The sequence below is a fragment of the Nocardia sp. NPDC050799 genome (assembly GCF_040654015.1).
Lineage (GTDB): Bacteria > Actinomycetota > Actinomycetes > Mycobacteriales > Mycobacteriaceae > Nocardia.
On sequence record NZ_JBFAHF010000022.1, the window covers coordinates 63,782 to 88,858 of the forward strand.

Below are 25,077 nucleotides of genomic sequence, written 5' to 3' on the forward strand. Positions count from 1 at the left end.
TTAGAACAGGTTCGAATCGGGAGTCAACGGGTTCTGCGGATTTTCCGGCATGTTTCTGAAACACGTTCTAGGCGTCCCGCGGAGCCACGGCGGACAAGCATGACCAACGCCACACACCGGATTTCGCAGACCATGATGCCGGGGCGGTACGCACTCGACGGCAGAAAAGAACAAAGCCGTGGACCCGGAGGGATCCACGGCTTCTTCTCGGTGGGCGAAGGGGGACTTGAACCCCCACGTCCCGAAGGACACTGGCACCTGAAGCCAGCGCGTCTGCCATTCCGCCACTCGCCCGAGCGACGGTCAGACACTAGCACGGAGATGTCTACGAGACGAAATCGCGTGGTCACAGGCTTTTCGAACCAGTCGCCGACCAGGGCTCGGAGCACGGGGACCGCCGGGAAGGGAACTCCGGCGCGGTTCCGGTAGTTACAGGTACAGCGGAACGTGGATATCATGCAGAGAACGTGCTCGTAGAACGACACGCCGTATTCGCGTGTCGTCGTAAAGAATGAGGAGAGACTCACCGAAGGGAGGGCCCGGATGGGGATCGTCTCGCGTTTCGAGCGTCGCCTGCAGGGCGCCGTCGGTGACGTCTTCGCCAGAGTCTTCGGCGGGAACGTCGTTCCCCAGGAGGTCGAGGCAGCGCTGCAGCGTGAGGCCGCCGACAACGTCCGAGATGTCGGTGGTGGGCATCTGCTCGCACCCAACAGCTATGTGATCACCATCAACTCGTCGGACCACCGGCAGCTCGACGCCGATCACGACCTCACAACCCGTGCTTTCGCCAAACATCTGCAGGATTACATCCGTGAGCAAGGCTGGCAGACCTATGGCGAAGTACACGTGGCGTTCGAGGCATCCCCTACGCTGCACACCGGAATGTTCAGGACGAGCGGTCGCGTCGACCCCGACGCCGGCCGCGGAGCCGCACCGGCTCACCGCCCCGAACCGCTACAACGACCCGCTAACCCGCAACCAGGAGCTGGCCCCATGACGCAGAACTCTGGCTACGACCCGAGCCGTGAGCACGCGGAGTCCGATCCACGTAATCGCGGGTACGCTCCCGGACCCGCGGGACGCGGGCCGCAGAACGGCGCGTACCCCGAGGACTACGGTCCCGGCGCGGCCTACAACGGCGGCCCGGATTATCAGAACGGCTACGACTACCAGCAGGGTGGCGCCGCCTACGACCAGCAGGCCTACGGCGCCCAGCAGGGCGGCTACGACCAGGGCTACGGTCAGCAGGGCTACGGCCAGCAGCCCGGCTACGACCAGGGTTACGACCAGCAGGGCTATGCCCAGCAGCCCGGGTACGACCAGGCCGGCTACCAGGGCCAGCCCGGCTACGACCAGGGTTACCAGGGCCAGCAGGGTTACGACCAGGGTTACGACCAGCAGGGCTATGCCCAGCAGCCCGGGTACGACCAGCAGGGCTATGCCCAGCCCGGCTACGACCAGGGGTACGACCAGCAGCAGGCCTACGGCCAGCAACCCGGCTACGACCAGGGGTACGACCAGCAGGCCTACGGCCAGCCGCAGGGCCAGGGCTATCCCCCGCAGGCCCAGCAGCCCGGTTACGGCGCACCGGGCGGATACGCGCCGGCGGCCGGGCCCGGTTTCTCCGCGACCCTCGCGCTCGACGACGGCAGCGGCCGGACCTACCAGCTACGGGAAGGCAGCAACATCATCGGCCGCGGGCAGGACGCGCACTTCCGTCTTCCCGACACCGGCGTCTCCCGGCGCCATATCGAGGTTCGCTGGGACGGCCAGACCGCAATGTTGTCCGATCTCGGTTCGACCAACGGCACCCTGGTGAACGGGTCTCCCGTGCAGGACTGGCAACTCGCCGACGGCGATGTCATCCGTGCCGGGCACTCCGAGATCCTCATCCGTATTGTCTGATGCCGTAGGCTCGCCGTGCGGATCACGGGGCGGCTCTCGCATAATGGGGCGGCCTAATCGTGATCGGTATCGTCCGACGGCCCTATGATGTGCCAACACACGCGCGGCACCGCACAGCGGTCCGCCGGGACGAGCATCGCAGTGGGGTGGGTCGCACCACGCCTACAGCACCGACACACGGTCGAACAGGAGGTGGAGCGCCGTGCAGGGATTGATCTTGCAGTTGACCCGAGCCGGGTTCCTCCTGCTGCTGTGGCTGTTCGTGTGGGCAATCCTGCGTACCCTCCGCAGTGATATCTACGCGGCCTCCGGCAAACGACTGCAGACCCGGGGACCGCGCGGTTCCGCGGTGCTGCCGTCCATGCGCCGAGGCCAGAAGGGCGCCAAATATCTTGTGGTGACTCAAGGTTCTCTCGCCGGTACCCGCATAACGCTTGGTACCCAACCGGTGCTGATCGGCCGTGCGGACGATTCCACGCTGGTGCTCACCGATGATTACGCCTCCACCCGACATGCCCGGCTGTCCCTACGCGGTGACGACTGGTACGTCGAAGACCTCGGCTCGACCAACGGTACCTACCTGGATCGTGCCAAAGTCACCACCGCAGTCCGCGTTCCGCTCGGCACTCCTGTCCGGGTCGGCAAGACAGTGATCGAGCTCCGATCGTGACACTTGTTCTCCGCTACGCAGCGCGCAGCGACCGCGGCCTCGTCCGCGCAAACAACGAAGATTCCGTCTACGCCGGCGCCCGCCTGCTGGCCCTTGCCGACGGCATGGGTGGCCATGCGGCCGGCGAAGTGGCGTCGCAGCTGATGATCGCCGCGCTGGCGCATCTGGATGACGACGAACCCGGCGAGGATCTGCTCGGTAAACTGAACCGGGCCACCCACGCCGGTAATGCCGCCATCGCCGAACAGGTCGAGGAAGAGCCCGAACTCGACGGCATGGGCACCACGCTCACCGCCATCCTGTTCGCCGGCAAGAAACTCGGCATGGTCCATATCGGCGATTCGCGCGCCTATATGTTGCGCGACGGCGAACTCGCCCAGATCACCCGCGACGACACGTTCGTCCAGTCGCTGGTGGACGAGGGCCGGATCACCGCGGAACAAGCTCATACTCATCCGCAGCGCTCGCTGATCATGCGCGCGCTCACCGGTAACGAGATCGAGCCGACCCTGGTGATGCGCGAGGCCCGGGCCGGGGACCGCTATCTGCTCTGCTCGGACGGTCTGTCCGATGTGGTGAGCGATGAGACCATCGCCAACACCATGCGTGAGGGCAGTACCGACGAATGCGCCGACCGGCTCATCGAGCTCGCGCTGCGCAGCGGCGGGCCCGACAATGTGACCGTTGTCGTCGCCGATGTCATCGACCTCGACTACGGCCAGAGTCATCCGATCGTGGCCGGCGCCGCGTCCGGCGAAGCCGAGGACAATCCGCCGCCGAACACCGCGGCCGGGCGGGCCGCCGCGATGCGTCCGCCGGCCGCCGCCCCGCGCCGGGCCGCCGGTGAGCCCGAGCCGCAACCGAAGAAGTCCCACAAACTGCGCTGGCTGTTGCTGGCGGTCGCTCTCGTGCTCGCGGTGGTGGTCGGCCTGGTCGTCGGCTACAAGATGATCCGGACCAACTACTACGTCGGGGCGGACAACGACAGTGTCGTGGTCATGCAGGGCCTGCCCGGGTCGATACTGGGCTACTCGATCCACGACGTGAACCTGGTCGGCTGCGTCACCTCCAAAGGCGAGCTCGGTCTCGTCGAGAGCGGCGCCGCCCTGCCGCAGGGCTGCCGGGTTCTGAAGGTCAGCGATCTGGAACAGACCGGCCGTGACCAGGTCGAGCGCGGGCTGCCGCCCGGCACCCTGGACAAGGCCCGCGAACAGATGGCCGTGCTGGCCGATCGTGAGCTGCTGCCGGTGTGCAAGAAGAACGCCTCGGCCGCGCAGCCGGGCGTGGTCACCACCACCCCGGCCCCCGCCCCCGCTCCGGCGGCGCCCGCGCCGACGCCTACCGACGCTGCTCCGCCCGCCCCGGCCAACCAGCCGGCCGCGCCCGGCACCAACGGGGAGAACCCCGCGCCGCCCGCGCCCCCGACCACCACCGTCCCGGCTCCGACGACCACCGCTCAGCCCCAGATCGCCGGGGAGAACTGCCGGGTGACGGACTGATGTCCGCACCGGCACCACCGTCCGCCGGGGCTTTTCCGAGTCCCCCGGGCGGTTTCGCTCCGGCGCCGTCGCCGACGACCCGGCGCAATACCGAGCTCATGCTGCTCGGATTCGCGGCGCTGATCACCACCGCCGCACTGGCACTGGTGGAAGCGAGCCAGGAAGAATCGCTGACCTGGGATATCGCCAAGCTCGGCCTGGCCTATCTCGGCCTCTTCGCCGTCGCGCACCTGGCGGTACGCCGTTTCGCGCCCTACACCGATCCGCTGCTGCTGCCGATCGTGGCACTACTCAACGGCATCGGCCTGGTGCTGATCCACCGGCTCGATCTGGCCGATCAGCAGACCGCCGCCTACAACTCTTGGGAGATCCCTTCTCCCGACGCGAACCAGCAGATCCTGTGGACCGCACTGGGCATCATTTTGTTCGTCACAATCCTGCTGGTGCTGCGCGACTACCGCACGCTGGCCAAATACGCCTACACCCTCGGTCTCGCCGGCTTGGTGGCACTCGCGATCCCGGCGATCCTGCCCAGTTCGCTGTCCGAGGTCAACGGCGCCAAGATCTGGATCCGGCTGCCCGGTCTCAGCCTGCAACCCGGCGAATTCGCGAAAATCCTGTTGATCATCTTCTTCGCTTCGGTGCTGGTCTCGAAACGGGAGCTGTTCACCGCGGCCGGGCGGCACTTCCTCGGCATGGAGTTTCCGCGGGCCCGCGATATGGGCCCGATCCTGGCCGTGTGGATCGTGTGCATCGGTGTCCTGGTGTTCGAGAAGGACCTCGGCACGTCGCTGCTGATCTTCAGCACGGTCCTGGTGATGCTCTACATCGCCACCGAACGCGTGGGCTGGCTGCTCATCGGTGGCGGTCTGCTCGCCCTCGGTTTCGTGTTCGCCTACCAGCTGTTCGGGCACGTCCGGGTGCGGGTGGAGACCTGGCTGCATCCGTTCGACGACTACAACAACACCGGCTACCAGATCGTGCAGTCGCTGTTCGGCCTGGCGACCGGTGGTCTGGCGGGTACCGGCCTGGGTGCCGGACGGCCGTCGCAGGTGCCGTTCGCCAAAACCGACTTCATCGTGACGACCATCGGTGAGGAACTCGGTCTCATCGGCCTGACCGCGATCCTGATCCTGTTCCTGGTGCTGGTGCTGCGCGGTATGCGCACCGCGCTCGCGATCCGGGACAGTTTCGGCAAACTGCTCGCGGCCGGGCTCTCGTTCACCATCGCCATCCAGGTCTTCGTAGTGGTGGGCGGCGTGACCAAGCTGATCCCGCTGACCGGTCTCACCACGCCGTTCGTTTCCTACGGCGGTTCCTCGCTGCTGGCGAACTATGTGCTGGTCGCCCTGCTCATCAAGATCTCCGACGCGGCTCGCGAACCCGCGCCGGCCCGCCGCCGCGAACCCGCCCCGGCGCCGCTGGCGGAAGCGCAGACAGTGATGGTGTCACGACGGCAAGGGGGTCTGCAGCGTTGAACACACCATTACGCCGCGTCGCCATGGCGGTCATGGTGATGATTGTCGCCCTGCTGCTCAACGCGACCTACGTGCAGGTCATCAAAGCCGACGACTATCGCGCCGACCCCCGCAACTCACGGGTGCTGCTCGACGAGTACTCCCGCCAGCGCGGCCAGATCTCGGCCGGCGGCACCGTGCTGGCCAGTTCGGTGTCCACCGACGACCGCTACAAGTATCTGCGCGTCTACCCGACCGATCCGCAGGCCTACGCCCCGGTCACCGGTTTCTACTCCATGCAGTACGGCAGCACCGGACTGGAACGGGCCGAGGATCCGGTGCTCAACGGTTCGGACGCCCAGCTCTTCGGCAGCCGGCTGGTCGACCTGGTCTCCGGTCGGGACCCGCGCGGCGGCAATGTCGTCACCACCATCGATCCGGTGATGCAGCAGGTCGCCTACAACGAACTCACCAGTAAGGGCTACACCGGCTCGGTGGTGGCGATCGAACCCAGCACCGGCAAGATCCTGACCATGGTGTCCACCCCCAGCTACGACCCGAACCTGCTGTCCGGGCACGACGGCGCCCAGGGCACCCAGGCCTGGGAGGATCTCGGCGCCGACGAGAACCAGCCGATGCTCAACCGGGCTATCTCGCAGACCTACCCGCCCGGTTCCACCTTCAAGGTGGTCGTCACGGCGGCCGCGCTGTCCAATGGGAAGGCGAATCCGCAGTCCCAGTTCACCGCGGCGCCCAACATCACTCTGCCGGGCACGAGCACGACCCTGGAGAACTACAACGGCTCGACCTGCGGATCCGGTCCCACCGCCACCCTCTACGAGGCGTTCCGGCGGTCGTGCAACACCGCGTTCGTAGAACTCGGCGTCGATGTCGGGGCGGCAGCGCTGGAAGACGAGGCCGCGGCGTTCGGTATCGGACCGCATCGCGGGATCCCGATGCCGGTCGCCGAGAGCACCGTGGGCAATATCCCGGACAACGCCGCTCTCGCGCAGAGCAGTATCGGCCAGCGTGATGTCGCGCTCACCCCGCTCGACAACGCCGTGATCGCCGCTACCGTGGCCAACGGCGGTGTCCGGATGGAGCCCTACCTGGTCGACCAGTTGCAGAACCCGGATTTGAGCGAGCTGTCCACCACCGAGCCGGTCTCGGTCGGCCAGGCCGTGAGCGCCGATGTAGCGTCTACGCTGACCGAGCTGATGGTCGCCTCGGAAGAGAACACCGCGGGCAGCGGCGGAACGTCTTATCGGATCGCGTCGAAGACCGGTACGGCCGAACACGGCGCCGATCCACGGAACACCCCACCGCATGCCTGGTACATAGCCTTCGCACCCGCCGAGAACCCGAAGATCGCCATCGCGGTCATCGTGGAGAACGGCGGTGACCGGGCGCTGGCGGCAACAGGCGGGTCGGTCGCCGCGCCGGTCGCCCGGTCGGTGCTGGACGCAGGTTTGCGAGGTCGCTGAACGAGATGGATGTGCGAGTGAATCTGCGGGGAACCCGATGCTGACAAACGGCGCGTTGATCGCGGACCGCTACCGGCTGCAGCGGCTGATCGCCACCGGTGGGATGGGCCAGGTCTGGGAAGCCCTGGACACCCGGCTGGATCGCCGGGTCGCGGTCAAGGTCCTCAAGTCGGAGTTCTCCGCGGACCCGACCTTCCGGCACCGGTTCCGCACCGAGGCCAAGACCACCGCGCAGCTGAACCATTCCGGTATCGCGGGTATCTACGACTACGGCGAGACCTACGACCCCCAGGGCGGCGAAACCGCCTACCTGGTGATGGAACTGGTCCAGGGCGAGCCGCTCAACACCGTGTTGAACCGGCTCGGCCGGCTGTCGGTGGCCCAGGGCCTGGACCTGCTGGAACAGACCGGCCGCGCACTCCAGGTCGCGCACCTGGCCGGCGTGGTGCACCGCGATGTGAAACCGGGAAATATCCTGGTCACCCCCACCGGCCAGGTGAAGATCACCGATTTCGGTATCGCCAAGGCGGTCGATGCCTCTCCGGTCACCAAAACCGGCATGGTGATGGGCACCGCGCAGTACATCGCGCCCGAGCAGGCGGTCGGTGAGGACGCCACCGCGGCCAGCGATGTGTACTCCCTCGGTGTCGTCGGATACGAGGCGCTCGCGGGGCAGCGGCCGTTCACCGGAGACGGTGCGCTCACCGTCGCGATGAAACATGTCCGCGACGTGCCGCCGCCGATGCCCACCGACCTGCCGCCGAATGTGCGCGAACTGGTCGAGATCACGCTGGCCAAGGACCCGGCCCAGCGCTACGCCGACGGCGGTGAATTCGCCGAGGCAGTCGCCGCGGTGCGCTCGGGCCGCCGCCCGCCCCCGCCCCGCAATCTCCCGGTGGCGGGGCCCACCAGCGTGATCGCGGCTTCGCAGCCGGGTTACGACGAGACCGCGACCGTCCGCTACAACACGCCTCCCGCCGCCATGGCCGGGCCGGCGACCACGTACGACCGCGGCGCGCACGACCCCGGCGACGACAACTACCGCGGCGACCCCGGCGGCATCCTCAACAAGAACCAGAAGTGGATGATCGCGCTCGGTATCGGCGCGCTGCTGCTGGGCGGTGTCGTGGTGTGGCTGCTGTTCGGCGGGGACACCAACCCGGCGGGAACTGCGCCGGTCACCTCCTCCACCGCACCCACCACCCGCCCGCTTCCGGCACCGGTCACCACTACCTACGAAGTGACCGAGCCCCCGGTATGGACGCCGCCCGTGGAGCCCACCACCACCGCGCCGCCGGCCGCGACGACCACCACACCGCCGCAGCCCTCGACCACGACGACTCAGCCGCCGACCACCACCACTTCGGCGGCTCCGAGCACCACCGAGACGACGGCGAGCGAAGAGACCACCGGCGAGGAAGAGGAGACCACCACGCGTCGCCGCCCGCCGGTCCCGACCATCGATATCCCCTTCCCGGGAAACCCTGTCAGCAACATCGCGCCGGACCTTAATTTGCAAGGACAGCCATGACGACCCCGAAGAATCTCTCCTCTCGCTACGAGCTGGGCGAGATCATCGGGTTCGGCGGGATGTCCGAAGTCCACAAAGCACGCGATCTGCGGCTCAACCGCGATGTCGCGATCAAGGTGTTGCGCGCCGACCTGGCCCGGGACCCCACCTTCTATCTGCGCTTCAAACGTGAGGCGCAGAACGCCGCGGCGCTGAACCATCCGGCCATCGTGGCGGTCTACGACACCGGCGAGGCCGAGATCGACGGCGGGCCACTGCCGTTCATCGTGATGGAGTACGTGGACGGTGACACGCTGCGCGATATCGTGCGCAACGAGGGACCGCTGCCGCCCCGGCGCGCGATGGAGGTCGTCGCCGATGTGTGCGCGGCACTCGATTTCAGCCACAAGGCCGGGATCGTGCATCGCGATATGAAGCCCGCCAACATCATGATCAACCGTGCCGGTGCGGTGAAGGTGATGGATTTCGGTATCGCCCGGGCGATCGCCGACGCCGCCAATCCGATGACCGCCACCGCGGCCGTGATCGGCACCGCTCAGTATCTGTCGCCGGAACAGGCGCGCGGCGAGACGGTGGACGCCCGGTCCGATGTCTACTCGGTCGGTTGTGTGCTGTTCGAAATCCTCACCGGACAGCCCCCGTTCACCGGTGACTCCCCGGTCGCCGTCGCCTACCAGCACGTCCGCGAGGATCCCCGGTTGCCCTCGCTCGTCTACGAGGGGGTGCCGCGGGAACTGGACTCGGTGGTGCTCGAGGCGATGGCCAAGAATCCGGCCAATCGCTATCAGAGTGCGGCGGAAATGCGCGCGGATCTCATTCGGGTGCTGGGCGGTCAGAAACCCGGCGCGCCGATGGTGATGACCGACGAGGACCGCACCACCATGCTCGGCCCCGCGGACGGTTCCGGCCGTGGCTATCGCGGCGGCGACGAGGACGACGACTACGACGATTACGGGCACGACTCCGGGGGCCGTTCCCGCCGCACGGCCTATATCGCGGCGGGTGTGGTCGCCGCGGTGGTGGCGGCCTTCGGGCTCTTCTGGATGTTGCTCGGCCCGGGTAGCCGACCCGATCAGGTGGCCGTCCCGGATCTGTCCAACACCTCCGCCACCGAGGCCCAGAAGAAGCTCGATTCGCTCGGCTTCGATGTGGCCGTCCAGGAGAAACCCGACGGCAAGATCAGTGCCGGCAATGTGATCGCGACCCAGCCGCTGGGTGGCTCGCGCGCCGACGAGGGCAGCACCATCACCGTGCAGGTGTCCACCGGTCCGCAGCAGGTGCCGGTCCCCCGGCTCACCGGCCTGTCCCAGCAGGATGCCGAACAGCAACTCGACAACGCCGGCCTCCAGACCAACCCGGACGTGAAGCGGGAACCGTCCAGCGCGCAGGACAAGGACAAGGTGATCGGGCAGGATCCTTCGCCCGGTATCGAGATGGACGCGGGCAGTCAGATCACGCTGACCATCGGCACCGGTCCCAAGCAGGTCCGCGTCACCGAGGTGGTCGGCCAGCTGATCGATGTGGCCCAGCCGAACCTCGAGGGCGCCGGCTTCAAAATCGTGGTCGAGCAGGTCCAGTCGGCTCGGCCGCGCGGCGAGGTCCTCTCCACCAGCCCGGCCGGCGGTTCGACGGCCGACGAGGGTTCCACGATCACGGTCCAGGTGGCGCAGAGCGATCGGATCGCGATGCCGAACCTGGTGGGACTCACCACCGCGGAGGTCGTGGACACGCTGCGCGAAAGCGGCTGGCAGGGCAGCCCGAACCAGGTCCGTCAGATCACGCAGATCACGCTCAACTCCGATCAGGCCGGCAAGGTTCTCAGCCAGCAGCCCTCGGCCGGGACCACCGTGCCGTCGTCGACGACGGTGACGGTCAATACCGGCGTCATGCCACTGGGACCGCCCTGATCCGCTGCCGGGCCCGGCCCGGCGACTCGGCAGAAGATACGAAACCGGGCGGCCGTGAATCGGCCGCCCGGTTTCGAATATCAGACGGCCAGAGAGGCGACCTCTGCTTCCAGCATCTGCACCAGCCCCTCCTGGGGGCGCTCGCCGCAGACCTCCAGCCAGTTCGCCAGCATCCGGTGCCCGCCCTGGGTGAGCACCGATTCCGGATGGAACTGCACACCGTGGATCGGCAGTTCGTGATGGCGCAGGGCCATCACGATTCCGGTCTCGGTGCGGCCGATGACGTCGAATTCGGGTGGGAGCGTCTTTTCCACCACGGTGAGCGAGTGATAGCGGGTGGCGGTGAAGGGATCGGGCAGCCCGGCCAGGACTCCGGTTCCGATATGGAACACCGAACTGGTCTTACCGTGCAGCAGTTCAGGGGCTCGGGTCACCGTGGCGCCGAAGGCCGCCCCGATGGCCTGATGTCCGAGGCAGACGCCCAGCAGCGGGGTGCCCCGGTCGGCACAGGCGCGTACCAGGTCGATACTGGCACCCGCGCGTTCCGGGGTGCCGGGGCCGGGGCTGATCAGGATTCCGTCGAAATCGCCCACCACGGCCGTCGGGTCCGCCAGCTCCGGATCGTCGTTACGCCAGACCACTGCCTCGACGCCGAGCTGGCCCAGATACTGGACCAGGTTGAAGACGAAGCTGTCGTAGTTGTCGACGACCAGTACACGCATGACCAAAGATTACGTGTTCGCACGCCCCATATCCGCTCCGGCCTGCGATTGCGCCACAATCGGGCACGCGAATCGTACGGCCGCTGGGCATCACACCGATTACCTGGTGGGATAGCCTTGGAACACGACCTGCACGCTGAACACGAGGACATCATGCCCAAGTCGAAGGTCCGGAAGAAGACCGACTACACGATCAACCCCGCCAGCCGTACGCCGGTGAAGGTGAAGGCAGCCGGTCCGTCGCCTGTCTGGTACGTCACCATCATGCTGGGCTTCATGCTCGCGGGCCTGGTCTGGTTACTGGTCTATTACCTCGCGGCCGATCAGATCAGCTGGATGAGCAACCTCAATGCCTGGAACTTCCTGATCGGGTTCGGGCTGATGGTGGTGGGTCTGATCATGACGATGCGCTGGCGCTAGCGGCGCCTCGCCCGGGGGTTACACCGGTGTGATTAATGCACACCTGTGGATAACTCTGTGGATAACCCTCGACCTCAGATGGAGGTATACCCGCGTGCAGCCCGACCGCACCGAACCCCGTCTCGCCTGGACGACGCCCCTGCCCGCGTTGATCGCGGCAGCCGGCGGTGGGGTGGTCCTCGCTGTCGCGGCGGTACTGACGACCGAGCTGCCCGGCAAATTCTTGCTCGGGGTGGCCGCGCTGGTACTGCTGGGACTCGCCGCACTCGGCATGCGGCAGCGACCACGGCTCTCGGTGGTGCCCGGCGAGAACCCGCGGCTGGTGCTGCGCACACTCACCGGCGTCACCGAGTACACCCGTGACCAGATCCTGCGGGCGCGGGTGGTCGGCTACCGCCGCCTGGGCCGGAAATCGCCGATGCTGGAGATCGATGTGGACCATCGGGGATCCGAGCGGCTACTGATCTTCGGCCGCTGGGATCTGGGCACGAGCCCCGAGGATGTCTACGACGCGGTGCGGACGGCACTGCGGTTGCGCGGCGACGCCGCGCGCTGAGTGCCCCCGCGGTCACCTCCGTGGCCGCGAGAACTCGCGCGCCCAAATGTTTCACGTTGAACATGTCGGGACCCGCGAAGCTCACGTGCCGGAGCTGCCGCGCTGTACGTCCGGCTCAGCGCAGCGAAACCGCCGCGAGCACTATCACCGCCACGGCCACCACCGCCAGGGCGGCCAGCGCGAGCACCCCGGCCAGCCGGGCCCGCTCCGGCGTCCGAACCCGCACCCAGGCGGGCAGGAACATGATGCCGAGCGTCGCCAGGGTGCCCGCGGCCAGACCGCCCAGGTGACCCCACAGCGAGATACCGGGTAGCGAGAAGCTGATGAACACGTTGATCGCGATCAGGATCAACATATTGTTCGGGTTCTGCCGCAACCGGATCAGCACGACCGTGATCGCGCCGAACAAGCCGTACACCGCGCCCGAGGCCCCGGCCGTGAGACTGTCCTGGGCCAGCAGCATCACCGCGGCCGAGCCGCCGAGCAGCGAGATGAGATATACGGCCGGGTAGCGGGCCCTGCCCAGCACCAGTTCGATATCGCGGCCGACAATGTACAGCGCGAACATATTCAGCAACAGGTGGATCAGCCCATAGTGCAGGAACCCGGAACCGAGCACGCGGAACCAGTCGCCGCCGGCCACCGCGGGCGGGTACATGACCCAATCCACGAACAGCGCCGATCCGCGCTCGTTCTCCATCACGCTGCGCGACTGCGCCGCGGTCACGGCGTAGACCAGGATATTGAGCGCGATCAGGATGTAGGTGACGAGCGGGACCGAACTGCGGGCGGCGGCCGAACCCGATACGGTCCGCACCTGCGGCGTGCTGCGCTGACCGGCGCGCACACAATCGACACAGTGCTGACCGACCGAGGCGGGACGCAGGCATTCCGGGCACGCCGGACGTCCGCAGCGGGTACAGGACAGACCGGTCGGGCGGTCGGCGTGCCGGACACACACCGGAGCCGGCGTCGAGGGCTGCTGGGGATTCACCACGGCCTCCGCTTCGTTCCCGGAGCTGTTTCGCGGCGCGCTCGCCACCTGGCCGGGCGTGTCGTACTCACCAGCCCATCGTGCCATGCGAGCCCGCGGTCCGTAGCTGGCCGGTTCCGCACCCTCGCTCGACAGCGATGCCCTGACCTGCCGGTCTGCGTTATCCGCCGGGCTGTGCCAGAGTTGAGCCATGAGCTCGAGGCCACTGCGTCCATCCAGTCGTTCGCGCTATCGGTTGCTGGCGGCCGCCGCGGTGGCGGCGGCGGGCGGTACCGCGTGGCTGGTGCGCAGCAAGCGCCCGCAACAACCCGAACCGGCCCCGGCGCCGCCCCGGATCGGCTATACGCGCAACGGCGCCGCGGTGGCCTCGGACGATCCCGAAGCCACCGCGGACTGACCTGTGCTCAGCGGCTGACGGTCTTGCGGTACTGCCGCAGCGCCAGCGGTACGAAGAAGACCAGGATGATGCCCACCCAGACCAGGGTGGTCGCCACCGGGTGCCGCATCGACCACGCGGTGGATTCCGCGGTGAGCGGGGCGGTATTGCCGAACAGTTCCCGGGATGCCTGAGTGAGCGCCGATACCGGATTCCATTCGGCGAAAACGCGCAGCGGTGTCGGCAGTTCGTCCATCGGCACGAAGGTGTTGGCCAGGAAGGTGAGCGGGAAGATCACCATGAAACTGGCGTTGTTGAACACCTCCGGTGTACGCACGATCAGGCCGACCACGGCCATGATCCACGAGATCGCGTAGGCGAACAGCAGCAGCAGGACGTAGGCCAGGACCGCGTCGACGACCGACCCGCGGATCCGCCAGCCGACCACCAGGCCGGTCAGTGACATGACCACCAGGCTGACCACATTGATCACCACATCGCTGACCGTGCGCCCGATCAGCACCGAGGATGGGGCCATGGGCAGCGAGCGGAACCGATCGATGATGCCCTTCTGCATATCCTCGGCGAGGCTGAGCCCGGTGAACGTGGACCCGAACACCACTGTCTGCACGAAGATGCCCGCGATCAGGAATTCGCGGTAGCCGCCCTCCATACCGGGGATCTTGATGGCGGTACCGAAGATATAGGCGAACAGTAGGACGAACATGATCGGCGAGAGGGTGCTGAAGATCAGCACGTCGGGCACTCGCTTTATCTTGATCACATTGCGCTTGGTGACGGTCAGACTGTCGCTGACCACCATGGACAGCCGCTCTACCAAGGTGGGGTTCTCCCCGATACCGCCGACGGTCGCCAGCGCGGTCATCTGCTTCTTCCTTCCATCGCCTCGATTGCTTCCACTTCGCGCGCCGGACCGGATCCGTCGGGTCTGTCCGCTGCGGGGGGCGCTTCGGGTCGCCCACCGCCACCGGCCTCTCCGCCCTGCTCGTCTCCGCCCGCGTCATCGGCCGTTTCCTCGGCCTCGTGCCCGGTGAGTGTGAGGAACACATCGTCGAGCGAGGGCCGGCGCAACCCGACGTCCTGGATCTTCACACCCTCGTCGCTCAGCTTTCCGATGGCGGCGACCAGCGCCTGGGATCCGTCGCTGACCGGCACCACCAGCCGGCGCAGCCCGGGTTCGACATGGATATCGCCGTCGGCCAGCGGCGCGAGCGCTCGCCGGGCCACGGCCAGGTTGTCGGCGTGATCGACGGTCAACTCGATCCGGTCGCCGCCGACCATGCTCTTCAATTCGTCGGCGGTGCCGCGGGCGATCACCTGGCCCCGGTCGATGACCGCGATGGCATCCGCGAGGCGGTCGGCCTCTTCCATGTACTGGGTCGTCAGCAGCAGGGTGGTACCGGCGGCGACGAGTTCCTCGATGACATCCCAGAGGTCCAGCCGAGCCCGCGGGTCCAGACCCGTGGTGGGTTCGTCGAGGAACAGCACCGGCGGGTTGGCCACCAGCGCCCCGGCCAGGTCCAGCCGGCGGCGCATACCACCGGAATAGCCGCGGACCGGGCGATCGGCGGCATCGCTGAGACGGAACCTCTCCAGTAGCTCGCGCGCGCGTTCCTTACTGCGCCGCGTGCCCATGTGGTACAGCCGCCCGACCATCTCCAGGTTCTCGAAACCGGTCAGATATTCGTCGACCGCCGCGTACTGTCCCGAGGCCCCGATCCGCGAGCGCAGCGCACGCGGCCGGGCAAGTACGTCGATCCCGGCGACGGTCGCCCGGCCGGCATCGGGCACCAGCAGAGTGGTGAGCACTCGTACGGTGGTGGTTTTACCGGCTCCGTTGGGTCCCAGCAGCGCGGTGACCGTGCCTTCGGGCACAGTCAGATCGAGACCGTCGAGTGCGCGCACTCGGCGGCCGTAGTGTTTGACGAGACCCTCGGCGACTATTGCGTCGGGCATGATTCTCCTGAACTGAGTGATCGACAAGGACGAGTCGTATATCGCCGGTGGCGGGCCACCGACCTCAGGCGCTTCGGCCACCGGCCGATACAGTGCAGTATCGTCGCGGCCACCGACGTTTTCATCCGATTTATCCGGTTCTCCGGCCCCCTCCCCGCACTGCGCAAGGTCCCGTCCCGGGCCGGCCGCGCTCGGGGTAGTCGAGACGGGATGCGATCGCTCTCGTATCCGTCGCTCCGGGTCGTGAAATCCCGCGCAGCGCACTACTCGATTCGGTTTCCGCGGCTACTCGATCCCGCTCCGGAGCACGACAGTCGAGGTGGCCGTGCGCACGCTCACAGTGCACAGCGGCATAGTGACACCGGGGTCCGACAAGTCGGCCGGACAGCGCTCGGCGAGAACCCCCGTACCCCGTGTTCCACTGGGCGGAATACACCGGTACGGTGGGTCAATTCCATTGAGCGGCAACGGTTCCGGAACCTCTCACCCATAGTGCCCCGACCTCGCGCGACACTGTGATCTGCACCGAAAAAAGTTCGAAACTCTTGGGCCCCTTATGCGCGCATTTTCGCGATATCGCGTAGGATCGGTTCCGTCGGCCCCTCCCCCCCGGGCCGACCTTACGCGGGCCTCGGCTAACTCCCCCCCTTCGCCGAGGCCCGCTCTCATATCCGGGTTCTGCCGTCACCGGACAACCCGACCCGGCTCCCCCTCTTCGGGTACCGCCTTGCTCCGCCAACATCGGACGCGCACAGCTGCCGAGCCCCATTCTCCGGCCACCGATCGGGCTACCGCGCGAATCTTCGGCGCAATGGTGAGAGGTTTGCAGTATCATCGTCTCATCAGATCAAGGCAGTAGATCAAGGGAGATCCGCATGACCGCGTCCGTCGCAGCCACCGACACGCACGCTCCGGTGGAGCGCCGTCCCTTCGGTCCCGGTACCCGGACCTGGGAGGAGACCGGCCTGATCACCTTCTCCCTCACCGCGGGCTCGGCCTTCCTCCTGCAGACCATGGAACCCACCATTTCCGCGGTGGTCGATGCCCACTCCACCTTCCGCACCGACCCGATCGGCCGCGCGGTGCGCAGCCTCTCGGCGGTGATGATGTGGACCTACGGCGGCGAGGAATCGCTGGGCGAGACCGACCGGTTACGCAAGATGCACGCCACCCTCAACACCACCGACGCCAAAGGCGTCCGGCACACCGCGCTGTCCAGCGGCCCATGGGCCTGGGTGCTGCACACCGGCACTTTCGCCTTCTCCGAGAACGCGAAGTACTTCTCGAAACGTCCGCTCACCGCGGCGGAGAAAGAGGATTACTACCGCGAAGCCCTGCAGCTGATGCGTAACTTCTCGGTACCACCCAAGGAACTGCCGGCGACCTACGCCGATTTCGAGGAATTTTTCGCCGACCAGGTCGAGAACCATCTGGAGGCCACCCAGACCTCGAAGGACTACCTGAGGGTCATCCGGACCATCGCCCCGCCCACCCAGCTGCCGGGGGCGCTGCACCCGGTGTGGCGGGTGCTGACCGGTCCGTTCGGCCGGATGCAGTACTTCGTCACCGTGGGCACCACGCCGGATGCGGCCCGCCGCAAACTCGGTCTCACCTGGAGCGAATCCGACGAGCGCAAACTGCGGATCCTCGGCTGGTTCCTCGCCCGGCTGGTGCCGTTGCTGCCGGAACGGCTGCGGTACTTCCCCATCGCCTACGAGGCCCGCAGGCTCGAACGCGACAAGGCGCGGCTGCGCAAGGTCATCGACGTGCGGCCGCTTTGAAGCCAGGGGGTGACGACGGCCCCGGATCCCGATCCGGGGCCGTCCTCCGTGTCGATACACTTCGCCGGGGGCGAGGAGGAGCTGATCATGACCGGGACGATTTCGATTCCCAGCTACGAGCAGGTGGTGACGCTGCCCCGCGAGCTGGGCCCGATCGCGGTCCCGGAGGCCTACCGCGACGAGAACGACCATATGAACGTCACGCACTATTTCGCGGTCTGTGTATCGGCCGCGACCGGGGTCTTCGAACGGGCCGGGATCACCGACGAATACCGCGCCACCCGGGGTGCCGGGTTCTTCACCGGTGAACACCACATCCGGTACTACTCCGAAAACCGGATCGGCGAACAGATTTCGATCCACGTACGCGGAATCGACCGTTCGGACAAGGTCGTACACGCCATGGCACTACTGGTCAACGACACCACCCGGCAGCTCAGTTGCACCCTCGAGATCATCGCTGTCCACGTCGATCTGCGCAGCCGTACGGCCGCGGCGTTCGCCTCCGATATCGCGGTCGCCCTCGACCGGGAACTGGCGCCCACCGCGGTGGACTGGCCGGCCCCGGTCTGTGGCGCCATGCGAGTCCGGCGCTAATGCCGGCTCTGCCCGCCGCCCGGGGCGGTATCGGGTAGCCCGGCGCCGGCCTCCGGTCGGACCGTCACCGCCTCGTGCCCGCGGGGCCGGGCAGTGCTGACGAACAGCACCGGCTGGCCCGCGTGCAGGGTGCGGTAGCCGTCGGTCTCTATGCACCGATACTCGACGAACACCTGATCGGTTCCGTCGTCGGGTTTGATGTAGCCGAAGCCCTTCTCCGAGTCGAACCAGAAGACCCGCCCGCGTCTCCAGTCCGATCCGTCGATCCCGGGCCCGCTGAAATCCGTAGCAGGCATTACCAGGTCTTCTCCCTCGTCTGTGCAGGGTCGACACCACCAAAGCTACGCCCCGACACCGCGAACGTCACGACCGCTGTCGGGTTTCGCCCCGGACACTACTGTCTTTCCGGTGACCGAATCCTGTTTCCTCTCTCGTACCCGCGCCGGTTACGACGCGATCGCCACCGCCTACGCCGAGCATGCGGCCGGTGAAATGGACAGGCGGTTCTGGGATCGAGCGGTACTGGCCGCGTTCGCCGAGTCGGTCGGTGATTCGGGTACGGTCGCCGATATCGGATGCGGCCCGGGCCGGATCGCCGCTCATCTGGCAGCGCAAGGGATCCGGGTACACGGAATCGACCTGTCCCCGGCGATGGTGGAACTGGCGCGGAACACCCATCCGGAGATCGACTTCGAGGTGGGATCCATGACCGCGCTCGATATCCCCGACAGCTCGCGGGCCGGCGTGGTGGCCTGGTATTCCCTCATCCACATCCCGGCGGCCGAACGCGGCGGTGTGCTCGCCGAGTTCCGGCGGGTACTGCGTCCCGGCGGCAAACTGCTGCTGGCCTTCCAGTCGGGTACCGACGTCCTGCATCTGGACGAGGGCTACGGGTATGCCATATCGCTGGACTTCCATCGCATCTCGACCGACGAGCTCGCCGGTGCCCTCGCGGCGGCGGGTTTCACCGTCGAGTTGCGGCTCGACCGAAGCGCCGAGGACGGGGAGCGGACCACCCAGGCCTACCTGATGGCGACCCGCTCGAGTTGATAGGACCCACCTTTTCTATCCAAACGATGCTCCACAACATCATTTCGATAGATATCAGGTTGATCAATTCACCCCGGAAAGCCCGCCGACTGCGCCCTCGATGGCTCCATCGAAACGATATTTGACTGCATCATTTCGATAGACCACCCTGGTCAGGTGGTGATCAAGAAGAACCCGCTCGGCCCCACAGGCGATACTGTGCGCGCGAACGTCCTGCGGTATCGCAATCGGATGAACCTCGGCTATGCCGATCTGGCGCGCAGGCTCGAGGCCATCGGACGGCCGATCCCGGTGCTCGGCCTGTCCCGGATCGAACGGGGTGAGCGCCGGGTGGACGTGGACGATCTGATCGCGCTGGCGGTCGCGCTCGGCGTCTCACCGACCAGCCTGCTGCTTCCGGATACCTCCACGGCCGACGAGTCCGTGGAAGCCACCGGAATCGACGGCACGGCAGCCGATCTGCTGGGCTGGCTCCGCCTGTACACCCCGTCGGCACATATCGGTAAACCGGCCGGCGAGCGCTTCGTCCGAGACGCCATCCGGTTCATCGCCGACGCCCGGCCGCGCTGGGATATCGAAAACCTGACCCTGGAACAGCTTCCAGGCGTGGACCATATGGAGTACGCCGCCGAGATCACCGAGAAGGCGCGGCTGGCGAATCCGGCACCGCAGCTCGGCCCCCGCGGGTAACGGCGGAGACCGAGCCCGGCCGAAGCCCTATGCGGAGTCGCCGCCGCGCATCATCTCGAAAACGGGCACCGGGCGGCCGGCCCGCTCGCTCGCGCTCCGCGCCCGGCGCCACAACCCCTGTGCCGCACGGGAAAGGGTGGCATCCACACCGACCTCGGTACTGGCATCGATGATGTGCTGCGCTCCGGCGTCCATCATCTTGAAGGCGGCGAGATCGCCCCAGCCACCGGCCTTCGCCGCCGCGGCGTACTCGGTCATGAAGAACGGGTATGCCTCGCTGGACCGCACGGCGTACGGCAGGAACTGGTCGATATCGACACCGGAGCGGTCGATCACGGCGAGCGCCTGGTCGAAGGCGAGCATCCACGGATGGAAGACGACCAGCAGTGCCTGATAGAAGACCTGCGCCAGACCGTCGTCCACCCCGAGGTATTCCTGCGGGCTCAGCGGCCGCAGCAGTTCGGCGTGGGCTTCGAAGACCTCCCGCGGTCCGCTGTAGAACACATACGAGGCCGGGTGCGCGATATTGTCGCCCGCGGACATGAAACCGCCGGAGAGGAATTCGGCGCCCTGCTCACGCACCCACGCGGCACCCTTACGCGCATTGTCGGGCGAATCCGAGGACAGATTGGCGATCACCTTGCCGGACAGGCTGCCGGCCACCGGGCCGAGTACGTCGTACATCGCCGCGTAGTGAGTCAGGCTGAGCACGGTCACCTCATTGGCTTCCAGCGCTTCGGCCACGGTCGCGGCACGTTTCGCGCCCTCGGCCACCATCGCCTCGGCCTTGTCACCGCTGCGATTCCAGACGGTGACCTCGATACCGGCGGCGAGGAATGCCCGCACCATCGCCCGGCCCATCGGCCCCAGCCCGATGACACTGACGGACCGGATCTTTTCCTGAGACATTCGATGTCCTTCTCGGTTGTGGTTCAGCTGGTTGCGGCGCCGATACCGATGCTGGTCACGCGGGTAGAGTCGGACAAGAACGCACCTGCGGATGTAGTTGCTTACCGCCAGGTCCGTAACGAGGTCAGGAGGAGAAGGTGGCCGGCGTGAGTGATGCGGATCACCAAGTGTGCGGGATGTCGTTGGCCATCGATGTGGTCGGCGGTAAGTGGAAACTGCACCTGATGTGGGTCCTGGGCGCGAGCCCGCAGCGGTTCGGCCAGATCCGCCGGGCGTTGACGGGGGTGAGCGAGAAAGTGCTGACCGAGAATCTGCGCCAGCTCGAAGCCGGCGGTGTGGTCCGGCGAGAGGTGTACGCGGAGGTGCCGCCGCGGGTCGAATATTCGCTGACCCCGCTCGGCGAGGAACTCGCAGAGGCGCTGCGCCCGCTCGAGGAATGGGGAGACAGGCACCGCGGCCATCTGGCCGCAGTCGCCTGTTGATCGCCGGAGTGGAGCCTAGGGGAATCGAACCCCTAACCCCTGCCTTGCAAAGGCAGTGCTCTGCCAATTGAGCTAAGGCCCCGGGCAGCCGTGCGGCCTGAGCCGCGAGTCGCCTGCGAAACACTAGCGTTCCGGCACGTACACCGTCAAATAAGGATACCCGGGGGCGGCGATCAGCGCCGCAGGGCGCCGGTCGCCTCGAACTCCGCTTCCCGGCCCTGCATCTGCTCGCGATACCAGTTCTCCCGGTGCCAGAGCATGATCCGCTCGTGCACCCGGCCGAGCGGCGGCACGCGGCGGAGGAATTCCACGGCGGTGACCAGCGGGATTCTGGCAATGGGGACGAGCACCCACGGGAAGGCCGCCGGCATCCGGTAGCGGCGCCGGGTGGTGGGCAACATGTACAGGGCCGAGTACGCCGAGTTGATCCGATAGTTGAAGTGCGCCCGCAGCCGGGCCGGGCCCCGCTGCTCCGGGCGGGGGGCGAACGCCGCGGGATAGGACTCGATGAGTTCGGCGCCCTGCACACCGGAGTCGTACGCCCGAGCGACCATCGTCATCGCCATCACCCGTAGCGTGTCGGCCACGGTCTCCGGGTGCCACGTGAGCCGGACACCCAGGAGGTAACCCATGTACTTCTGGAAATGCAGGAGCGCCCGGAACTCCGCGGGGGTCGTCTGGTAGCCCAGCGCCCAGAGTCCCAGTCCCGGGATCGTGCTGCCGGCGATCAGCGTCAGCAACTGGTAGGTCTGGCTGATCGGCAGCCCCCACTGCTCGATCTCCCATTCCGGATGCCGTTGCACGCCCGTACGGACCGAGACGTGCATGATCCGCACCTTCAGGGCGGTGGCCCGCCCCGGCGAGCCCGGACTCAGCAGCGCTCCGGGCTGGGAGACGTCCATCCAGAACCGGCAGGTCTCCAGGAAGCGACGCAGCGCGCTGTCCCCGGCGTAACCACCGGCCAGCGAAAGCGGTGTCGCGACCGCGGATTCGGTGTACATCTCCAACGTCTCCGCACCCGCGAAGCTGAACAGCACAGTGCCCCAGCGCCGCCAGACCGCGGCGCCGCGTTCGACCAGCTCCGGACGGACCCAGTCGGGCACCGTCTCGAACTCGTCGAACAGCTCGCGCATGGCGGTGGGAGCGTCGGGAACCACGCCGATACCGTCGCGCAGCGCGGTGTCCAGCAGCCGGCGGCTGTGCTCCCGGCCGGTCTCCCCGCGCATCACCTCCGCGACGAACCGTTCCGCGACCGGGTCGCCGGTGAACATATCCGCGCACAGCGCCCGCGCCTGCTCATCGGTCGGGAACAGCGCCGAACCGGTCACCGCCCGGAAAACCCGTTCGACCCGCCTGACCGCGGGAGTGTCCCGGGCCTGCCAGTAACGGAAGGCCGCCGGGCATTGGGTGTCCGTTGCGTCCCCGGTCGGTGTCGCCGCTGGTATCGACATCGCTGCTCTCCTCACCGGGGCCGCCCGGGGCCTGATGGCAGGCCCGGGACGGGCCGCGTGGCCCAATCCATACCGAAAAGTATTGAAATACTGTACTTGAAGGTACGGAAATCGCGCCGGGCAATTCGGCACATGTCCGGTAGAGACACGGCCACGCGCACGACCGGCAATTTGTCGTGATGGGCGAATACGTCGAGGCCGTCGGCCACCTCCCCTACCATCGGAGTATGAGACTCAGCGCTGACCTGCCGAACCGATGACGGCGGGTTCGTCCACGGCTTCGCACCCCGAACCCGCCGACGACCGGACGGCGCCACCACGATCCCGATCGAAAAAGGCTCGCGCCCAACAGACCCGGCGTCGGCGGACCGCTCGGCTGTCCTACGACGACTGGGTCGACGGCGCGCTCGAGCTACTGTCCCGCGAAGGCATCGCGGCGATCAGGATCCCGCGGTTGTGCCAGGAGCTCGGCGTCACCAAGGGCAGCTTCTACTGGCATTTCGACGATATCGAACAGCTCATGGCGGCAATGGCCGACCGCTGGAGCGCGGTACAGAGCGAGAAGATCCGGGAGCTGGGCGGCTTCGCGGAGATCCCGGTTGAGGAACGGATCGAGAAGATGGCCGCCATGCTCGTCGACCACCGGCACTGGATCGTGGAGACCACGGTGCGGGAATGGTCGCGCAGCAATCCCAAGGTGGCCGACGCGGTACGCACCCTCGACCAGCGGGTGTTCGAGACGGTCCACCGGACGATGCTGGACCTGGGATTCGACGAGAACCAGGCCGGCCTCCGGGCGGGCGCGATGGTCTACATCGGACTCGGGTTGATCCACGGCCGGGACAATCTACCGACGCCGACCAACGAACAGGTGCACTCGGTCATCGAACTGCTGGCCCGGCCGTGATCACACCGGACCCGGCTGTCACCGGGTCCGGTGGCAACGACGGCGAACATCGCCCGGGACGAGTTCAGCGTGTGGTGACCTCGTGCCACAGGTCGGCGTCGTCACGCTGGCGCAGCTTGCTGATACCGATGAGAACCGCAGCGACAAGACCGATGGTGAGAACGTATTTCATGCTCTCGAGCCTAGTCCTGTGACACCGGAACAGCTCAATTCCGGACCGGACGGTATCCCGGGGGCGGCCCGGAAACGAATCAGCCCCCGAACCTTGAAAGGTTCGAGGGCTGGGTTCTTGTACAAGTGTGGGTCTAGGAGGACTTGAACCTCCGACCTCTTCGTTATCAGCGAAGCGCTCTAACCGCCTGAGCTATAGACCCGCGGGGTTCACCAAACTTCAGTTTCGCACAAGAACTGTAGTTCAACGACCGAGAACAGAGACTACAGGAAACCGTGATTTCAACCAAAACAGCTGGTCAGGGCATCAGCGTCGAAGCTCGACCGATAAGCGGAACGGCCGGCGCCCACATGTGGGCGCCGGCCGTTCCAGCTTTGTCCGAATTCAGTCCGGGTCGGCCAGCGTGACCTGGATCCCGCCGACCATATCGCAGCACTGGTTGTAGATGAACGTGCCGACCGTGGCCAGCGCGGTGAACAGGACGACATTGATGAGCCCGATCACCCCGGCGTAGCCGAAGACCGTACCCGCGTCGATCAGCCCCACCGACCCGCTGTCCGGGGACACCATATCGGTGAAGGTGCTGTTGAGCCGCTCCCAGACGCCCATACCCGCGAGCACCATGTACAGCAGCGCGACGGCGATCATCCAGACGAAGAACATGGCAACGCTGATCACCAGGGTGATCTTCAGCGTGGACCACGGATCGATCCGGCGCACCTGGACGGTGGCGCGCAACGGTTCTCCACCGAGCACCGCCTGCGGCAGCCCGCGCGGCGCCGCCGGCGCGGGTGGAGGCGGGGGCGGCGGTGTGTACGGGTTGTGCGGTTGATTGGGCGGCTGGTCCGGGGGTAGCGGATGCCGGATCTCGGAAAGATCCGGCATATCCTTCACCAGCTCCGGACGCGCGATACTGCGCGTCGGCCCGTCCAAGCCAACGGATTTGGCCATGGCCGCTTCCTTACGTGCCGCCTTGGCCGCCAGGTCACTGGTGGTGCGGGCATTGGTGACCCCGCCCTGCAGGCCCCCGCCGCCCTGCAGGCCGCCGCCGCCCTGCAGGCCGCCGCCCTGCAGGCCGCCGCCCTGCAGGCCGCCGCCCTGGAGGCCGACCGACCGCTGGGCGCCGCCCACCGGCATATGGCCGGGCCGTGAGAGGTTCGACTGCGGTTCCCGCTGGGGCAGCTGCGACCAGCCCTCCTGGTACCGGTTCGCCTCGGGGCCCTTGCCGGCCTGCTGATTCCCCGCGCCGCCCTGCTGATCGCCCGGCCCGCCACCGGCCTGCGGGCCGGAATTCCGGTCCGCCGGGGCGTTGCGCGAGTCGGACGCGAATTCGCCTTGCTGCTCCTGCTTTTCGGGCTGCGGGCCGGCAGCGGGCGAACCGCCGGACGGGTTACCGCCCGGCTGCCCACCTGCTTGTTCGTGGTCCGCGGCCTCGCCCGGCCGTTGAGTCGGGCGCGGCGAAATCGGGGACGGGGCGACCCGCTCGGTCACGCCGTTCGTCTGCTGCCGCTCGTCGCTCGGCTGTTTCGGAGTGGTCAAT

Annotated in this window: 24 protein-coding genes and 3 tRNA genes; 16 read left to right on the plus strand and 11 right to left on the minus strand. The window is 67.1% G+C overall.

What is annotated here, in order from left to right; genetic code table 11:
- Nucleotides 1–211: 211 nt before the first annotated feature.
- Nucleotides 212–294, minus strand: a tRNA-Leu gene (locus AB0H42_RS22445).
- A gap of 249 nt (nucleotides 295–543) precedes the next feature.
- Here AB0H42_RS22445 and AB0H42_RS22450 point away from each other — a divergent pair.
- From AB0H42_RS22450 to pknB, 7 genes are all read left to right on the plus strand, one after another.
- A complete protein-coding gene (locus tag AB0H42_RS22450) occupies nucleotides 544–1,905 on the plus strand; it encodes an FhaA domain-containing protein (RefSeq protein WP_357058657.1) in 1,362 nt (453 codons plus the stop codon).
- A gap of 202 nt (nucleotides 1,906–2,107) precedes the next feature.
- The gene (locus AB0H42_RS22455; RefSeq protein ID WP_030524421.1) at nucleotides 2,108–2,575 is read left to right on the plus strand and encodes an FHA domain-containing protein; all 468 of its coding nucleotides are present in this window, start codon (nucleotides 2,108–2,110) and stop codon (nucleotides 2,573–2,575) included.
- On the plus strand, nucleotides 2,572–4,074 hold the full coding sequence (locus AB0H42_RS22460; RefSeq protein ID WP_357058660.1) for a PP2C family serine/threonine-protein phosphatase: 1,503 nt from the start codon (nucleotides 2,572–2,574) through the stop codon (nucleotides 4,072–4,074). Before AB0H42_RS22455 ends, AB0H42_RS22460 begins: the two co-directional genes overlap by 4 nt.
- Nucleotides 4,074–5,552, plus strand: coding sequence for an FtsW/RodA/SpoVE family cell cycle protein (locus AB0H42_RS22465; protein ID WP_357058661.1), 1,479 nt, complete (start codon nucleotides 4,074–4,076; stop codon nucleotides 5,550–5,552). Before AB0H42_RS22460 ends, AB0H42_RS22465 begins: the two co-directional genes overlap by 1 nt.
- On the plus strand, nucleotides 5,549–7,015 hold the full coding sequence (locus AB0H42_RS22470) for a penicillin-binding protein 2 (protein WP_357058663.1): 1,467 nt from the start codon (nucleotides 5,549–5,551) through the stop codon (nucleotides 7,013–7,015). The genes AB0H42_RS22465 and AB0H42_RS22470 overlap by 4 nt, the downstream gene beginning before the upstream one ends.
- A gap of 37 nt (nucleotides 7,016–7,052) precedes the next feature.
- Nucleotides 7,053–8,546, plus strand: coding sequence for a serine/threonine-protein kinase (locus tag AB0H42_RS22475; RefSeq protein ID WP_357058665.1), 1,494 nt, complete (start codon nucleotides 7,053–7,055; stop codon nucleotides 8,544–8,546).
- Nucleotides 8,543–10,453 (plus strand): Stk1 family PASTA domain-containing Ser/Thr kinase, encoded by a 1,911-nt coding sequence (gene pknB / locus AB0H42_RS22480; protein ID WP_357058668.1) that lies wholly within the window; start codon nucleotides 8,543–8,545, stop codon nucleotides 10,451–10,453. Before AB0H42_RS22475 ends, pknB begins: the two co-directional genes overlap by 4 nt.
- An 80-nt stretch (nucleotides 10,454–10,533) precedes the next feature.
- Here the strand turns inward: pknB and AB0H42_RS22485 are convergent, their stop codons facing one another.
- Nucleotides 10,534–11,175 carry an aminodeoxychorismate/anthranilate synthase component II gene (locus tag AB0H42_RS22485; RefSeq protein WP_357058671.1) on the minus strand — a complete coding sequence of 214 codons (642 nt, stop codon included), beginning with the start codon at nucleotides 11,173–11,175 and terminating at the stop codon, nucleotides 10,534–10,536.
- Nucleotides 11,176–11,328: 153 nt separating this feature from the next.
- Between AB0H42_RS22485 and crgA the strand changes: the two genes are divergently transcribed.
- Together crgA and AB0H42_RS22495 are read left to right on the plus strand one after the other, a co-directional pair.
- Complete coding sequence (crgA, locus tag AB0H42_RS22490; RefSeq protein WP_030524428.1) at nucleotides 11,329–11,595, plus strand: cell division protein CrgA; 267 nt, start codon at nucleotides 11,329–11,331, stop codon at nucleotides 11,593–11,595.
- 94 nt (nucleotides 11,596–11,689) lie between these two features.
- Complete coding sequence (locus AB0H42_RS22495; protein ID WP_357058673.1) at nucleotides 11,690–12,151, plus strand: PH domain-containing protein; 462 nt, start codon at nucleotides 11,690–11,692, stop codon at nucleotides 12,149–12,151.
- Nucleotides 12,152–12,266: 115 nt separating this feature from the next.
- Here AB0H42_RS22495 and AB0H42_RS22500 read toward each other — a convergent pair whose 3' ends face one another.
- Entirely contained in the window at nucleotides 12,267–13,148 is an 882-nt protein-coding gene (locus AB0H42_RS22500; RefSeq protein WP_357058760.1) for a rhomboid family intramembrane serine protease, read from the minus strand.
- A 187-nt stretch (nucleotides 13,149–13,335) separates the two neighbouring features.
- On the opposite strand from AB0H42_RS22500, the gene AB0H42_RS22505 reads away from it, so the two are divergent.
- Nucleotides 13,336–13,542: a hypothetical protein gene (locus AB0H42_RS22505; RefSeq protein WP_357058674.1), complete on the plus strand. Its 207-nt coding sequence runs from the start codon at nucleotides 13,336–13,338 to the stop codon at nucleotides 13,540–13,542.
- A 7-nt stretch (nucleotides 13,543–13,549) separates the two neighbouring features.
- Here AB0H42_RS22505 and AB0H42_RS22510 read toward each other — a convergent pair whose 3' ends face one another.
- Together AB0H42_RS22510 and AB0H42_RS22515 are read right to left on the minus strand one after the other, a co-directional pair.
- Nucleotides 13,550–14,344: an ABC transporter permease gene (locus tag AB0H42_RS22510; RefSeq protein ID WP_357058763.1), complete on the minus strand. Its 795-nt coding sequence runs from the start codon at nucleotides 14,342–14,344 to the stop codon at nucleotides 13,550–13,552.
- Nucleotides 14,345–14,403: 59 nt separating this feature from the next.
- A complete protein-coding gene (locus AB0H42_RS22515) occupies nucleotides 14,404–15,498 on the minus strand; it encodes an ATP-binding cassette domain-containing protein (protein ID WP_357058676.1) in 1,095 nt (364 codons plus the stop codon).
- Nucleotides 15,499–16,373: 875 nt separating this feature from the next.
- Between AB0H42_RS22515 and AB0H42_RS22520 the strand changes: the two genes are divergently transcribed.
- Together AB0H42_RS22520 and AB0H42_RS22525 are read left to right on the plus strand one after the other, a co-directional pair.
- Nucleotides 16,374–17,279 carry an oxygenase MpaB family protein gene (locus tag AB0H42_RS22520; RefSeq protein WP_357058678.1) on the plus strand — a complete coding sequence of 302 codons (906 nt, stop codon included), beginning with the start codon at nucleotides 16,374–16,376 and terminating at the stop codon, nucleotides 17,277–17,279.
- A gap of 87 nt (nucleotides 17,280–17,366) precedes the next feature.
- On the plus strand, nucleotides 17,367–17,876 hold the full coding sequence (locus AB0H42_RS22525) for a thioesterase family protein (RefSeq protein ID WP_357058679.1): 510 nt from the start codon (nucleotides 17,367–17,369) through the stop codon (nucleotides 17,874–17,876).
- Here the strand turns inward: AB0H42_RS22525 and AB0H42_RS22530 are convergent.
- Nucleotides 17,873–18,172 (minus strand): cold shock domain-containing protein, encoded by a 300-nt coding sequence (locus AB0H42_RS22530; RefSeq protein WP_357058681.1) that lies wholly within the window; start codon nucleotides 18,170–18,172, stop codon nucleotides 17,873–17,875. The two genes, AB0H42_RS22525 and AB0H42_RS22530, sit on opposite strands and share 4 nt — an antisense overlap.
- 112 nt (nucleotides 18,173–18,284) lie before the next feature.
- Here AB0H42_RS22530 and AB0H42_RS22535 point away from each other — a divergent pair, with 112 nt between their 5' ends.
- Nucleotides 18,285–18,926 carry a class I SAM-dependent methyltransferase gene (locus AB0H42_RS22535; RefSeq protein ID WP_357058683.1) on the plus strand — a complete coding sequence of 214 codons (642 nt, stop codon included), beginning with the start codon at nucleotides 18,285–18,287 and terminating at the stop codon, nucleotides 18,924–18,926.
- 156 nt (nucleotides 18,927–19,082) lie between these two features.
- The gene (locus tag AB0H42_RS22540; protein ID WP_357058685.1) at nucleotides 19,083–19,616 is read left to right on the plus strand and encodes a helix-turn-helix transcriptional regulator; all 534 of its coding nucleotides are present in this window, start codon (nucleotides 19,083–19,085) and stop codon (nucleotides 19,614–19,616) included.
- Nucleotides 19,617–19,643: 27 nt separating this feature from the next.
- Here AB0H42_RS22540 and AB0H42_RS22545 read toward each other — a convergent pair whose 3' ends face one another.
- A complete protein-coding gene (locus AB0H42_RS22545; protein ID WP_357058764.1) occupies nucleotides 19,644–20,636 on the minus strand; it encodes an NAD(P)-binding domain-containing protein in 993 nt (330 codons plus the stop codon).
- A 65-nt stretch (nucleotides 20,637–20,701) separates the two neighbouring features.
- Between AB0H42_RS22545 and AB0H42_RS22550 the strand changes: the two genes are divergently transcribed.
- On the plus strand, nucleotides 20,702–21,007 hold the full coding sequence (locus AB0H42_RS22550) for a helix-turn-helix domain-containing protein (protein WP_157119916.1): 306 nt from the start codon (nucleotides 20,702–20,704) through the stop codon (nucleotides 21,005–21,007).
- Between the two features lie 9 nt (nucleotides 21,008–21,016).
- Here the strand turns inward: AB0H42_RS22550 and AB0H42_RS22555 are convergent.
- Both AB0H42_RS22555 and AB0H42_RS22560 read right to left on the minus strand, forming a co-directional pair.
- Nucleotides 21,017–21,089, minus strand: a tRNA-Ala gene (locus AB0H42_RS22555).
- Nucleotides 21,090–21,180: 91 nt separating this feature from the next.
- The gene (locus tag AB0H42_RS22560; protein WP_357058687.1) at nucleotides 21,181–22,458 is read right to left on the minus strand and encodes an oxygenase MpaB family protein; all 1,278 of its coding nucleotides are present in this window, start codon (nucleotides 22,456–22,458) and stop codon (nucleotides 21,181–21,183) included.
- A 256-nt stretch (nucleotides 22,459–22,714) separates the two neighbouring features.
- On the opposite strand from AB0H42_RS22560, the gene AB0H42_RS22565 reads away from it, so the two are divergent.
- Complete coding sequence (locus AB0H42_RS22565; RefSeq protein ID WP_357058689.1) at nucleotides 22,715–23,365, plus strand: TetR/AcrR family transcriptional regulator; 651 nt, start codon at nucleotides 22,715–22,717, stop codon at nucleotides 23,363–23,365.
- Between the two features lie 300 nt (nucleotides 23,366–23,665).
- Here AB0H42_RS22565 and AB0H42_RS22570 read toward each other — a convergent pair.
- Nucleotides 23,666–23,739, minus strand: a tRNA-Ile gene (locus AB0H42_RS22570).
- Nucleotides 23,740–23,921: 182 nt separating this feature from the next.
- The gene (locus AB0H42_RS22575) at nucleotides 23,922–25,076 is read right to left on the minus strand and encodes a DUF3566 domain-containing protein (protein ID WP_357058691.1); all 1,155 of its coding nucleotides are present in this window, start codon (nucleotides 25,074–25,076) and stop codon (nucleotides 23,922–23,924) included.
- Nucleotide 25,077: the final 1 nt, after the last annotated feature.